Raw genomic sequence first — 13,203 nt, forward strand, 5'->3', positions numbered from 1 at the left:
TTTTGCGCTTTATTGCGAATAATAAAGCGCAAAGAGAAGGTATTTGCTGTTTAATCGACCAGTGAGCCGTTAAAACCACCTAATTGCAATCCGGGAAACTCATCGCTGTCTTTTGCGGTCTTGGATTTCTTATCTTCCTCCGGTTTTGGAGTCATATTTCGCATGAGGATATGGCGATTTGTTCCGTATAATTGAGCTGTTAATGAAAAAGGAGCGCCGAAGGCCCGTACTGCGGAAAGCTCAGTCTGAAGTTTTTCACAGGCGTCATCTTTATTCCTGCTGCTTTGCTCCAGGGCTGCAATTCTTTTCTGCATAAGGGCCAGTTGTTGTTCCTTTTCTGCCAATTGCTGCTCTTTCGCTTCAAGTTGTTTGTCTTTCGCTGCCAGTTCAAGATCTCTGGCGGCAATTGTCTTGGTTTTTTCGGCGTTTTCCTGATTTAACCCTGCATTTTCAGCAACCAGATTATCCTGAGCTTTTCGCGAATCCTCCAGGCGCTGCCTGGCTAATTCTTCGCTCTTTTTCAACTCCTCAATCACGATGTCTTTTTCACGAACAAGCCCCTCAACCTGCGAGCGCAGCTTTTTCTCTTCTTCACTGGCTTGCAGGGTTGTGGCAAGTTTTTTTTCAAGATCTTTTATTTGAAGATCAAGAACATGGATAAGGGACGGGGCGAAGCAGATCTCGGCTTCTTCCTTACATCGTTCTTTAGGAAGTTTATCTTTAAGTACTAGCTGGAGAATGAACTTTTCGGGGTCACAGAACAAGTCACCTGTATAACAATAATAGCCGAAGCGACGAAGCAAACCAGGCATTTTGATTATTTGCTCATTATAGCTTATCTCGATTGTTGATGTTTGTGATGTTTTAAGAAGAGTAATTAAATTCCATAAAAAGTTCTCAAAATCATTTTGAGCCTTAAGGACCTCTTCTTTAGTCAGGCTGGGTTTCGGAACAAGCTTTCTTGTGGATTCATCAATCACATGCAGTGAATGCAAACTCGAAATAATATATAACACGTAATTATAAAGGGTTTGTCTTTCGCTATAACTCGCCTTCATAGCGTCTTCAACCAACTTTTCCAATCGTTTTGACTTGCCCTCAATGGAGTCGCGATTGTAAGCTCTCACATCTAAAGAAACTCCTTGCTGAGCGCAGTATTCCACGACAATAGTTTCTAAGGCACCAATGACGTCTATTATCTTCATTACAACTCCTTGTACTGTATCTGAAAACTGTTAGCAGATTATTCACTATATTTTAAGCGAACTAAGAGTGCAAGGGTTGAACAGGTGGTTAGCAAAAAATAAATACGGACAGTTTTAGGGCGATTAGGCAAGTTTTATCATTCTCTGACGAGCAAATGGAAAATAAGATGAGCGATTATCAATCGAATAGAGTCAGGATTGGCAGTATTAAAGAAAAAGTTCCTTTTTTTAGATGCTTACGTTAGGATATACAGGGAAACAACCTCAAGATCCGCATAGTTTACACGTTAGCTTTCATTGCATGGTGCACCTGAAGGGAGATTATACGCGTGCTTAAATTGTTTAAACCAAGACGTCAGTCCTTGCTTGGAATTGATATCAGCTCGACTTCGATCAAGATTATAGAGATTTCAGGATCAGGTCAGCAGCACTGCGTAAATGGCTATGCTTCTCAATTATTACCCCTTAATGCGGTTGAAGGAAATACAGTTAAAGATATAGATGCTATTGCCTATTCTATTAAGCAGATGATCTCCTCGGAAAATCTGACTAGTAAAAATGCTGTACTCGCAGTTCCTGACTCAGCGGTTATTAGTAAGACCATTCAAATTAATGAAGGTTTGAACGATTCGGAAATGGAAGAGTTCATCACCATGGAGGCTGAGAAATATATTCCATACCCTGTTAATGAAGTCAATCTTGATTTTGAAGTGATAGGGCCTGCTGCAAAAAATGCGTCTCTTCTCGATGTGCTAATCGTTGCGTCCAGAAGCGAAAACGTAAATAGTCGTGTAGAGTCTGTAAAAAGGGCAGGATTAGAGGTTCTGGTGGTCGATGTTGAGTCTTTTGCTGTAGAGCGAACCGCCCAACTGGTTAGCCGCGCCTTGCCAGCCCAGGGGAAGGATAAAGTGATCGCTATCATCGACATAGGAGCGCTGTATTCCCATTTTTTTGTACTTCACGGAATGAAGATGATTTTTACCCGCGAAGAGGAGTTTGGTGGAAAACAGCTTATTGACGCAACTTCCATGCATTATGGAGTCTCTTTTCATGAGGCGATGAAAATGAACTCAAATGGCAGTATGCCGGCCGATTATATGGAACATATTTTAAATCCATTCCGAGAAATGCTGCAGGTACAGATTAAACGGGCGTTACAATTTTTCTTCTCAACCAGCCATTACGGATTTATCGATCATATTCTTCTTGCCGGGGGCGTTGCAAAATTGACTGGCCTGGCGGAAAAGCTGGAAGAAAGCACCGGAATTCCCGTTTCAATTGCCAATCCGTTTGACCAGATTGATATTGCTAAAACGGTCAATCGCGATCAACTAATTGCAGAGGCTCCCTCCTTGATAGTGGCCTGCGGATTAGCCTTGAGGGAGGTTTATTAGGCAATGACGACTATTAATCTTTTACCATGGCGTGAAATCAAGCGGGAGCGTGAAAAAAAAGAATTCACTATGCTATTGCTTATGGCTCTTATTTTAGGAAGTGCCATAGCTTTCGCCATGTATTATTATGCCTCGGACCTGGTTAGCGGCCAAAAGCATCGAAATCAGCTGTTGCAGGACGAAATAAACACGTTCAACGGACAGATCGCGGAAATCAAACAGTTAAAGGATTTAAGGGCACGTTTAATTTCAAGAATGACCGTCGTGCAGAATCTGCAGGCCACTCGCAGCTTAACGGTTCATTTATTGGATGAGCTTATTAAAATACTCCCTGATGGTGTATACCTTACTCAAATGAAGCGCGAGGGTAATCGCATTACCTTGCTCGGTTATTCTGAATCCAATAGCAATGTATCCATACTGATGCGCAATATAGAGCAAAATCCCTGGATTCAAAATCCTGAATTAACAGAGATCAAAAAAAGCAAAGATGCCCTGGATCCTAATGATACCAATGCACCGACTCCAGAAACCGGGGAAAATGAATTCAAATTAAGCTTCATACTTAAACCCAAAAACAGTGCATTACTGACATTATGAATACTATAAACTTAAGTGATCTGACGCTCGAAAATGCTGGACAGTGGCCCTTGGCGGTTAAGTATATGGCTGCCCTCGTATTGGCACTTTTAGTCATTGGTCTCGGTTATTGGATAATTATCAAATCCTATTTTGAAGAATATGATAACTTAAAATCCGCAGAGGCCGGTTTAAAAACTGAATTTGAGCAAAAACAAAAACAAGCCGCAAACTTACAGGCTTATCGGCAGCAAATGCAGACCATGTCTGAACGGTTTGGAAAAATGCTAAAACAATTACCGGCACAAAATGAAATGCCTGGTCTTCTAGAGGATATTTCCAAAACCGGTACTAGCAGCGGCTTAACCTTTCAATTGTTCGCCCCGGCTCCCGAGGTGATTCATGATTTTTATATCGAAGTTCCGATTAATATTATAGTTATTGGAAATTACCATCAGTTAGCTGTTTTTTTGAGTCGTGTGGCGCAGATGGGGCGTATTGTGACTTTACATGATTTTGAAATCAACACGGTGAAAGAGGATAAGCAAAAAGCAGCCTCCGGTGAATTACTGGAAATGAAATTAACCGCAAAAATTTATCGATACAAATCATGACAGCATTCAATTTCAGATATTTAATAGTGATTCTGACTGGCTGTTTATTGTCAGGCTGCGATACCTCAGCAGATCTTGAACTTTCTCGCTATATCAATGAAGTCAAATCGCGCAAGGCACAACCCATCGAGCCGATTCCAACGATTAAGCCTCTTGCCAAGTTTATCTATCCCGAAAACGAAAGCCGCCGCAGCCCTTTTAAGCCTAAAACCGTCAAGCAATTTCAGGATAAACTCGCTCCCAATACCAAAAGGCCGAAACAGCCATTGGAGGAGTATCCCCTGGATTCCTTAAAATTTGTTGGAATTCTTAAACAGGATAATATGATATGGGGATTAATCAGCAAACCCGGTGGTGAAATAGTCAGAGTCAGACCAGGCGATTATATGGGGCAAAATTACGGTAAGATAATTCAAATTACGAATAATGCGCTAAAACTGGAAGAGTCAGTTCAAATTGATGGAAAATGGGAAAAAAAAGTGACTAGCTTTGATCTAAGTGCAAAAGAACAATAGGAGTTGATGTTGCGTAAACTAATTTTAATCGCCTTATTTATGTTGCTGGCGCTAGGTAAGGGAATAGCTCAAACTAACACGATGACAGGTATTAAGGTAATTCCTTTACCAGATGAGCGAGTTCGGGTGGATTTTTGCTTTGCAAGCCCATTAAACAACTTGCCCGCCAGCTTCATTACTCAAAAGCCCCCGCGTCTGGTTCTGGATTTTATTCAGACAAAAATGGTGATTAATGAGAAGGATAAAGCAAGAAAAATAGAAATAGGTTCACTAACGAACTATAATATAGTGGCAGTAGGCGATCGAGTCAGAGCTATTCTTGATCTTACAGACTCTATTTCCTATTCAGGTCAAATAGCAGGAAATACCTATTCCCTGACATTAAGTGGAAAAAGTCATCAGATATTTCAGCAGCGCAGAGAAATTTTTGTAAGCAATCGACCTGTTAATGCTCGTCACGGCATCACCAATCTTGATTTTCGCGGTACAGGCGCAGAAGGCGGCCGCGTGGTTATTGATGTAACTGATGCCAGTATACCCATTGATGTAACCCAGACTGGAAAGGAGGTTGTGGTTAACTTCATGAGTACCCAAATTCCCCCGCGTTTGATAAAACGCTTTGATGTGGCTGATTTCCAGAGCCCTGCACAACTATTGAGCCTCCAGCAGGACGGAAAGGATGCACGCCTGACTATTATCAGTAAAGGGGATTATGGTCACTATGCCTATCAGGTTAACAAACAGTTTATTGTGGAAATTTATCCTTTAAGTGCGGAAGAGGCAAAACAGGCCAAACTTAAGAAAATGGTCTTTACAGGTAAACGGATTTCGCTGAATTTTCAGAATATCCAGATTCGAGCTGTTTTACAGTTATTGGCAGAGTTCACCGGTATTAATATCGTGGTGAGCGACCAGGTGCAGGGTAGTATTACTTTACGATTAAACGATATCCCCTGGGATCAGGCGCTGGATATTATACTTAAAACCAATGCTCTGGATAAACGAAAAACCGGAAATGTGCTATTAATCGATAAAGCGTCGAATCTGCTGGAGCAGGAAAAAAATGCGCTTAAGGCTCAGCAGGCTGTTACCAATCTGGCTCCCTTGCGCTCTCAACTGATCCAAATCAATTATGCCAAGGCGGCGGATATTGCTGTACTGCTTAAGGATAAAAATAATTCCCTGCTGTCCAAACGAGGCACTCTAAGCGTTGATGCTCGCACAAATACAATATGGATTCAGGATACTGGCGCCCAGATTGAAGAAATCAGAGAGTTGGTAAAGCAACTTGATATTCCGGTTAAGCAGGTGCTCATCGAGGCAAGAATTGTTAATGTGACCAAAGATTTTGCCCGCGATCTGGGTATTCGCTTCGGTATCTCCCGTCCTACGCATCTTAGCGGAACATTGAGTGGTGCGAATCAGCTGGCGCAAAACGTCGCGCCAGCTGATGTAGTACCGCTTTCAGATCGTCTTAACGTGGATCTGGCGGCAACGCCTGTTTCTGCATCGCCTGCCTCTGTGGGCATCGCCCTGGCCAAACTCGGAGATGGTATCCTGCTGGATTTGGAGTTGTCAGCACTGGAAAGCGAAGGGCGGGGTGAAGTAATCTCAAGCCCGCGTTTGATAACCACCAATCAGCAATCAGCGGTAATTGAATCGGGTGAGGAAATTCCTTATCAGGAGGCGACTTCAAGCGGTGCGACTGCGGTGGCGTTTAAAAAAGCGGTCTTAAGTTTAAAGGTGACTCCGCAGATTACGCCTGATAACAAAATTATGATGGACTTGCAGATTAATCAGGATACCCCTTCGCCGCAAACTTTTAATGGCGTTCCTGCTATTCTGACCAAAGAAATCCAAACCAACGTCCTGGTTAACAATGGACAGACCATTGTTTTGGGGGGAATTTATAAACAAGATAAAAACAACTCGATTAATCGAGTGCCATTTCTTGGAAACCTGCCCGTAGTTGGCGTATTATTCAGAAATCAGTCCACAGAAATTAAAAATGAGGAGTTGCTCATTTTCATTACTCCTAGGATAATAACCAATACGCTTTCAATTACCACTGTTGAAGGTAAAGGGGTTGAACTGAATAAATTCGGAAGGCCTGCTCCCTGGAAATAGGGAAACAGGCATCTCGTTAAACAACAGGACTAAGTCCTGTTCAGATGAAGAGGTATGTAATAAAAAATGAGCATAGTTAAAGTACGCAACATTTTTCTAATTGGGCCAATGGGAGCAGGAAAAAGCACGATAGGCCGTACTTTGGCAAAGGAGCTCAAACTTGAGTTCTATGATTCAGATGAAGTAATTGAAGAACGGGCCGGTGCTGATATATCCTGGATATTCGATATTGAAGGTGAAGATGGTTTTCGTAAACGCGAACAGAAAGTCATTGATGAATTAACCCAGAAAACCAATATTGTGCTGGCAACGGGCGGTGGTGTAGTGATGACTCCCGAGAATCGAAATGCCCTGGCAGGTCGAGGAACCGTTATTTATCTGAAAACCTCCTTGCAACAGCAATTTGAACGTACCAAAAGAGATACGAAAAGACCTCTTTTGCAAACAGAAGATTTGGAAAGCCGTTTAGAAATGCTGCGTGATGAGAGAGAGCCTTTTTATGACGAGCTTGCGGACATCAGTTTTGAAACCGACAAATTAACCGTGAAAGCTGTCGCTAATAATATTATCAAATATATTTATGGCGAAGTCTGAGTTATATAAACAGATTTTAGTAAGCTTGCCTGACCAGGATTATCCAATCCATATTGGAGAAAATCTCTTGTCAGATCCTCATTTTTTGAGGAGTGTCATTAAATCCAGGCAAGTTCTAATTATAAGCAATGAAACAGTGGCTCCACTCTATATGGAGCCGTTGCAAGCTGTGTTCGCTGACCGACAATGCGATGTGGTTCTTTTAAAAGATGGCGAGCAATATAAGAATCAGGACAGCCTGACGCAGATTTATGACAAGCTTATCAGCGCATCGCACCACCGGGATACCTGTCTCATCGGTCTTGGGGGTGGGGTGGTTGGCGATATCACCGGTTTTGCCGCCTCCACTTATCAGCGGGGTGTTGGTTTTGTGCTGATTCCTACAACGCTGCTGGCACAGGTTGATGCCTCCGTAGGCGGGAAAACTGCTATTAATCATCCGCTTGGCAAAAATATGATAGGCAGTTTCTACCAGCCAGATGCTGTGATAATCGATGTGAAAACCCTCGCCAGTCTGCCAAAGCGGGAACGCCAGGCTGGATTTGCAGAAGTGATTAAGTATGCCATCCTTAAAGCCGGTGATTTATTTTCTGAAATCAAAAACTTATTAGAAGCTCCTTTTTCTGAGACTGATTTGTTGCCTGTCATTACTCAATGCTGTGAGATCAAGGTGAGTTATGTACAGGAGGATGAAAAAGAGCAGGGCCGCCGGGCTTTACTTAATCTGGGACATACCATCGGTCATGCACTGGAAGCTTATACCCGTTATGAGCGCTGGCTGCATGGCGAGGCGGTTGCCATTGGTTTATACTGTATCGCGTTATTATCGCGGGAGATGGGTTATCTCGAGCAGTCCGGGGTCGAGCAGGTGGATGAGCTTTTAAAATTGGCAGAATTGCCGCGCCGCATTCCAAAAGATATCAATCTGGACAATTTGACGCTGTTAATGGCTAAAGATAAAAAAATTAAGAATAATAAATTGCGCTTTATACTGATTAAAAAAATAGGCGAATGCTACATTGAGGACAAGGTTCCTGCCGATTTGCTACAGAAGGTATTAAAGCTCGCAGTCGAAGGAGAGTAATTCGTGCTAAATGATTCCATGGATAAAGACCACCGTGAACCAACGATGGAAACACCTCCCTTTAAACCCGCAGCCTGGCTTAACAAGATTGATTTTATTAATCATCTGGTTTTATTGAATAATGTATTAATCACTGTGCTTGCAGAAAAAGGCGGAGGGAAAAGTACTTTTGCCCAGATTTTAAAATCATCCCTAGACTCCGGAGTCAAGACTGGATTGATTAATGCCGAGGCGCCACTTAATGTGCAGCAGGTATTGTCTAAACTGTATGAAGCATTTCATTTGCGAATCGATGCCGAACAAAGCCTGTCTAACTTTGTCCAGCAAGTGAATGAAAGAAAGGTTCATGTGCTGGTTATTATCGATAATGCACAACTTTTACCTGATCTTTTTATCAAAGAGGCTTTACTTGAGATTAAAAAACAGGGCAATACGGGGTTTTTCCACTTATGCCTGGTTTCAGACTATAGTCTGGCGGCCAGTATTAGTAGTTTAGATAAAGATTTATTTGATAATTTAATTCATAGCATCGAGCTTGGCGGATTATCAGAAAGCGAAACAAAGACCTATCTGTTAAAGTTTCTCCCCTCTCCAAGACGCCTTGATAAAACCATGACTGATAAACGCCTGGCGCAGTTTTACCAATTGACTGGCGGCTATATCGGACGAATTAACACTCAGATGCAGGATTTCTTCAACCCGGATACTTTAAAAGCCAGCCGCCCCCGGCGTGCAGGCGTCAAAGCCTATGGTCTTCTGGGCGCTGCCCTGGTAGGTTTGGGATTTGCTTATACATCCACTCAGAATCAAACCCTGGCAGTGGCTGAGCCTGTAGTCGAGCCTGCACCCGCTCCAATACCCGCGCCTCAGTTTCAAGAGGTGGCTTCATTAATGGAATTGCCCGCGCCTTCGGTCTTTTTGACTGTTCCGGAAGAAAGGCTTGTGTCAAGCCTGCCTAACCTGGCAGGCAACTCCATTCACCTTTTACGCTCCCATATTGAGCCGGCACTGGTTACCGAAATTCCTTCCTGGACTGTGGCATCATCGTCTCAGGAGCTGCAACCGCCGCCAATGAGACGAGTAATCGAGTTTAATACGGATGAAGACGATGAGCTGAATAACCTGGTGGTGATGGACAAGGTGGTTGTGATTCCAAAAACGGTTAATAAAGTTAACCCTCATACCGTTCCTGCAAAATCACTCGTTAGTAATAAACCAACGAAGACTTTGCCTGTGCGTCCAGCTGAAACGAGCAAGCCTGCTGTCATTCAGACAGCGAAAACCAGCAAGCCGGCGGCCGCACAGTTTACCATTCAAATTCTCGCCAGCCGTAATGCCGATGATTTAAAACGCTTTGTTGCGCGCCATATCGAAGCTAAAAATGGAAAGATTTATCGCACGCTTCGTGAAGGCAGTGAGTGGTTCGTATTAACGCTGGGTAATTTTCCTGATTTAAGTAAAGCGCAACTGGCTGTTAAAGCCTTGCCCGGGGAGCTTGCTCAGCGTAAACCCTGGGTGAGGTCCACAAGCAGTTTGAAGGCAATTGGATAAATGAAGAGAAGGGATTGATTCTGCCATTAAGTTAAGGAAATTTTGTCATTCCCACGAAGGTGGGAATCCATTCCTCAATTGGCATTATAGCTAGCTCAGAGATGGATCCCCGCCTTTCGCGGGGATGACAGTTTAATATACAATTGAGCTTAACTTAATGGCAGTGAGGGTGAGGGTTGATTTTAACCATTTAGTGTGAGAGTACAGACTGATGCTCTTGGGAGAGGCCATAGGTATTTTCAATCACTTCCTCTAGCTGTTCCCGCATCATAATCACCAAATCATATCGTTTACTGGTTTTGGCATTTTTTCCATCAAGCCAGGTATCGATAGCCTCTAAAAGTGTTCTATCATTTGCTTCATTAGGCTCTTTCCTGGCATGCTCTTGAATGGCTCTTTCAAGTATTCTCGTGGCATCAGTTCTGAAATAAGATGCTGGGCTGATTGACTTCTTCCATTCATTCACGAAATAGTTTGTGTCCCGTAAATTTTCGCGGTTAATTTGAGCGAGTTCGGTTTTATCAACATTCATATCAACTAGTTTAACCTGAAGATGGTGGCGCAGAGACTCGACCTGAGCATATCGGGAGGAGGCTGAGTTTGCTTTTAGAATTAGCCATTGATCCGCCAATTTAAAAAGACGTTTAACATCATCTGAATCATTATAGTTTGTACAGTGAATCAGCATGGCCAAATCTTTTGTTAATTCAGTTGAAAAGCGTGACGCTTTTTTATCCTGTCTATCCCACCAATTTGTAATCGATTCATCTTTCAAAAGACCGTAGCCTGAACGAATACCTGCCTGGGGGTGTAATTTGTCCACATAACGGTAGGCATCCTTGGCACGCAGGCCAAAGAAACCTTGCAATTGCTTAGCCGGTGGAAATTGTGCTGGAGGTAGTGTTTCATTCACGGCATAAGTTTTTTGGGCTTCCTGTGTTTTTCGTGCCACTTCCTCTTTGCTGACGTAACCACGCTTTTCCAGTGATTTGGCTATTGCCATATTTAAATGCTCTTCACCATCGGCTGCATTTAGTCTGACCTGATGATGGCTTTCACGAGGAATAATAATTAATTCACGTTTTGCTGTAGAAGGAAGGCTAGGTACTATTTGTGAGAAAAAAGCGCGGTGGATATTGGAGTTATCCTCATAAAACAATTCTGTATGAAGATGCTCTGGTTTTACTAAATCGGCTAAGTGCTCTGAATGAATAGGGTGCCTACCTGCACTTAGACCCGCTTGTAGTCTGATACCGTCAGGTGTCGCCTTAGTAATCTCAGCACTCTCATTTACAAAATAAATATCACGAGCTATAACTACGTATTGATTTTTATAAGCGTTGTAATTTTGCGGAACTTTATTTAGAACATGGAGATCGACGAATTGCTTGGCGCCTGTATAAGCTCCAAGAATGATTGTCGCATTTTTTATATTTGAGCAATCACTGCAATCGGCCATATTGGCCGCGTTACTTCCAGGGATTTGATAGGAATTACCCGGTACAGGCTGGTCGGCAACGACATCGACTTCAACATTCGGTGCGAATCTTTTAAATTGTTGCGCCTCGAGAAAAGCGGTTACACCGCCGCGGCTAAAGCCTGCGAAAGTGACTGAGGTTATTTCTTTTTCCTCATCTCCAGCTTCAACAGTGGAGTAGGGATTACTGATTCCTACCTTTTTGGATGCTAAATCAGAGGTCGATAAATATAATTTACCGTCCCTCATTTCAAACACTTCATTGGTGAATCGTTCAGTAAAGCCTTTTAAATCCGGAAAAATACCTGCATTACACACTTCGCGGTCATGACAGCCTTTAACGAAGATGGTTTTAACATTGGGATCATTGACATAATCATAGCCATTTAAAAAATCGGTGCCAGGATTTCCTGTACCACAAAAATAAATAACTAAATGCATATTCGTTCCTCAACTATATTTATGTGCTAATTATAGCCATGAAAGCTTAATGTAATGTTAAGAAATGCAGATTATTGGAGAACGCCATGCGCCGCTCTGACAGCCTCTTCCAGCTGCTCACGAATAATGATGACTAAATCGAAACGTTTATTGGATTGAGCATTTTCCTGATTTAACCATTGATCAAGAATGCCCAGTAGTTTCGCCGCATTTTCTCTGGTAGGCAGTTCACCTGCATAATCATGAATAGCTTCTTCTAAATCCCTTGTTTGCTTGGTGCGAAAATAATTGGCATTTTTAACAGTTTTATTCCATTCAGAAAGAAAATAATTGGTTTCGTGCATATTTTCCCAGACAATGGCTGCCAGTTCCTTCGGCTCAACTCCCAAGGCGATTAATTTAGCACCTATGTGATAACGAAGTGCTTCGACCATCGCGTATCGTGACGAGGCAAAGTTAGTTTTCAGGATAAGCCAGGTGTCGGTTTCTTTATATAACTCCTTGAGGGAATCTTTGTCAGATAAATCCACTGATTTTAAATTTTTCACCAGTAATTGGGTTAAAAGGGTGGAGTAATGCGACACTTTTTTGTCTTGTCGCTCCCACCAGTCAACCAGACTCTCGTCATGACGGAGTTCATAACCATTTCTAAGTCCCAAATTTCCAGGTGATTTGTGTTGTACAGGTTCCTTTTTAATACCGAAATAATTCGATAGATCGTAATCAATCAGTGGAGGAATACTTGGATTTAATTGCTGATAGAGAAATGATGCAGCTCTGCGGCAAGTCAGCGTTTTTCTTACCACAATTTCCTGAGTAAGAAACCCTCTCTTTCTTAAAGATTTTGCCAACTCCATATTTAAATGCTCTTCACCATCGGCGGAGTTTTCACGTACCTGATGACTCTCTCTGGGAATCACTATCAGATTTTTGATAGCACTATCTGGAAGCAGGGGGGTAATCTGTGTAAAGAAAACGCGGTGATATGGCTCATCCGCGTCCGGAATGGCAAGTGACTCCGCATAGGCTTCAACAATGACGCTCACATGACGTATATTGTTGCAATGACTGCAGTCCCTAATGTTCGCCGCCTGGCTGCCCGGAAGTTGATAAGCATTTCCTGACACCGGTTGATTGGCAATGATGTCTATTTCCACTTTGGGAGCAAGGTTTTCAAGGAGCGGGGCAACCTCAAAGGCGGTTAAGGCGCCGCGATTAAAACCGGCCAGGCTAATTGAGGTGATATCTTCTCTGGCATCTTCCGCTGTTACCGTCGTTTTCTTCCGTGTGACAAGTTCCCCGTTATGAGTATAGGAATATTCCTCATGCGTATTAATACCCAGTTTAAGACGAGCCAAATCGACATGTTTTAATCCAGGATACTCGCCTCGGCTTTCAAAAAGAGTATGAACAAATCGTTCGGCAAAGGATTTTAAATTGGGAAACAGGATTGAATTACATACTTCAGAATGATGACAGCCTTCAACGAAAATAGTTTTAATGCTGGGGTCGTTTATATCATAACCATTTAAGAAATCATTTCCGGAGTTTCGGGCTCCACAAAAATAAATCACCAAATGCATACCTGCCCCACAACTTTACTATTTGTTAGTATAGTGAGT

Annotated in this window: 11 protein-coding genes; 8 read left to right on the plus strand and 3 right to left on the minus strand. The window is 42.6% G+C overall.

Annotated features, from left to right (window positions below; translation table 11 throughout):
* Positions 1-50 precede the first annotated feature (50 nt).
* Entirely contained in the window at positions 51-1,205 is a 1,155-nt protein-coding gene (locus LXA66_RS14285) for a hypothetical protein (protein ID WP_233013688.1), read from the minus strand.
* A gap of 329 nt (positions 1,206-1,534) precedes the next feature.
* Here LXA66_RS14285 and pilM point away from each other — a divergent pair, with 329 nt between their 5' ends.
* The 8 genes from pilM to LXA66_RS14325 all read left to right on the plus strand — a co-directional run bounded on the left by pilM (position 1,535) and on the right by LXA66_RS14325 (position 9,663).
* On the plus strand, positions 1,535-2,599 hold the full coding sequence (gene pilM, locus LXA66_RS14290; RefSeq protein WP_233013689.1) for a type IV pilus assembly protein PilM: 1,065 nt from the start codon (positions 1,535-1,537) through the stop codon (positions 2,597-2,599).
* Between the two features lie 3 nt (positions 2,600-2,602).
* Entirely contained in the window at positions 2,603-3,199 is a 597-nt protein-coding gene (locus LXA66_RS14295) for a PilN domain-containing protein (RefSeq protein WP_233013690.1), read from the plus strand.
* On the plus strand, positions 3,196-3,792 hold the full coding sequence (locus LXA66_RS14300; protein ID WP_233013691.1) for a type 4a pilus biogenesis protein PilO: 597 nt from the start codon (positions 3,196-3,198) through the stop codon (positions 3,790-3,792). Before LXA66_RS14295 ends, LXA66_RS14300 begins: the two co-directional genes overlap by 4 nt.
* Positions 3,789-4,307: a pilus assembly protein PilP gene (locus LXA66_RS14305; protein ID WP_233013692.1), complete on the plus strand. Its 519-nt coding sequence runs from the start codon at positions 3,789-3,791 to the stop codon at positions 4,305-4,307. The genes LXA66_RS14300 and LXA66_RS14305 overlap by 4 nt, the downstream gene beginning before the upstream one ends.
* Positions 4,308-4,346: 39 nt before the next feature.
* Positions 4,347-6,434: a type IV pilus secretin PilQ gene (locus tag LXA66_RS14310; protein ID WP_370637297.1), complete on the plus strand. Its 2,088-nt coding sequence runs from the start codon at positions 4,347-4,349 to the stop codon at positions 6,432-6,434.
* A gap of 66 nt (positions 6,435-6,500) precedes the next feature.
* Positions 6,501-7,028 (plus strand): shikimate kinase AroK, encoded by a 528-nt coding sequence (gene aroK, locus LXA66_RS14315; protein WP_112218181.1) that lies wholly within the window; start codon positions 6,501-6,503, stop codon positions 7,026-7,028.
* Complete coding sequence (gene aroB / locus LXA66_RS14320) at positions 7,015-8,112, plus strand: 3-dehydroquinate synthase (protein WP_233013694.1); 1,098 nt, start codon at positions 7,015-7,017, stop codon at positions 8,110-8,112. The genes aroK and aroB overlap by 14 nt, the downstream gene beginning before the upstream one ends.
* Positions 8,113-8,115: 3 nt before the next feature.
* Entirely contained in the window at positions 8,116-9,663 is a 1,548-nt protein-coding gene (locus tag LXA66_RS14325) for an AAA family ATPase (RefSeq protein WP_233013695.1), read from the plus strand.
* A gap of 190 nt (positions 9,664-9,853) precedes the next feature.
* Here the strand turns inward: LXA66_RS14325 and LXA66_RS14330 are convergent, their stop codons facing one another.
* Together LXA66_RS14330 and LXA66_RS14335 are read right to left on the minus strand one after the other, a co-directional pair.
* Positions 9,854-11,581, minus strand: coding sequence for a hypothetical protein (locus LXA66_RS14330; protein ID WP_233013696.1), 1,728 nt, complete (start codon positions 11,579-11,581; stop codon positions 9,854-9,856).
* Between the two features lie 71 nt (positions 11,582-11,652).
* The gene (locus LXA66_RS14335; protein ID WP_233013697.1) at positions 11,653-13,164 is read right to left on the minus strand and encodes a hypothetical protein; all 1,512 of its coding nucleotides are present in this window, start codon (positions 13,162-13,164) and stop codon (positions 11,653-11,655) included.
* Positions 13,165-13,203: the final 39 nt, after the last annotated feature.

Origin of the sequence: Legionella sp. 16cNR16C (assembly GCF_021297775.1) — a bacterium.
Lineage (GTDB): Bacteria > Pseudomonadota > Gammaproteobacteria > Legionellales > Legionellaceae > Legionella_C > Legionella_C quinlivanii_A.

Excerpts from the sequence above, each read along its gene's own strand:
- LXA66_RS14285 (WP_233013688.1), bottom strand. The coding sequence starts at position 1,205 with ATGAAGATAATAGACGTCATTGGTGCCTTAGAAACTATTGTCGTGGAA.
- LXA66_RS14295 (WP_233013690.1), top strand. The coding sequence starts at position 2,603 with ATGACGACTATTAATCTTTTACCATGGCGTGAAATCAAGCGGGAGCGT.
- LXA66_RS14300 (WP_233013691.1), top strand. The coding sequence starts at position 3,196 with ATGAATACTATAAACTTAAGTGATCTGACGCTCGAAAATGCTGGACAG.
- LXA66_RS14305 (WP_233013692.1), top strand. The coding sequence starts at position 3,789 with ATGACAGCATTCAATTTCAGATATTTAATAGTGATTCTGACTGGCTGT.
- LXA66_RS14310 (WP_370637297.1), top strand. The coding sequence starts at position 4,347 with ATGTTGCTGGCGCTAGGTAAGGGAATAGCTCAAACTAACACGATGACA.
- aroK (WP_112218181.1), top strand. The coding sequence starts at position 6,501 with ATGAGCATAGTTAAAGTACGCAACATTTTTCTAATTGGGCCAATGGGA.
- aroB (WP_233013694.1), top strand. The coding sequence starts at position 7,015 with ATGGCGAAGTCTGAGTTATATAAACAGATTTTAGTAAGCTTGCCTGAC.
- LXA66_RS14330 (WP_233013696.1), bottom strand. The coding sequence starts at position 11,581 with ATGCATTTAGTTATTTATTTTTGTGGTACAGGAAATCCTGGCACCGAT.
- LXA66_RS14335 (WP_233013697.1), bottom strand. The coding sequence starts at position 13,164 with ATGCATTTGGTGATTTATTTTTGTGGAGCCCGAAACTCCGGAAATGAT.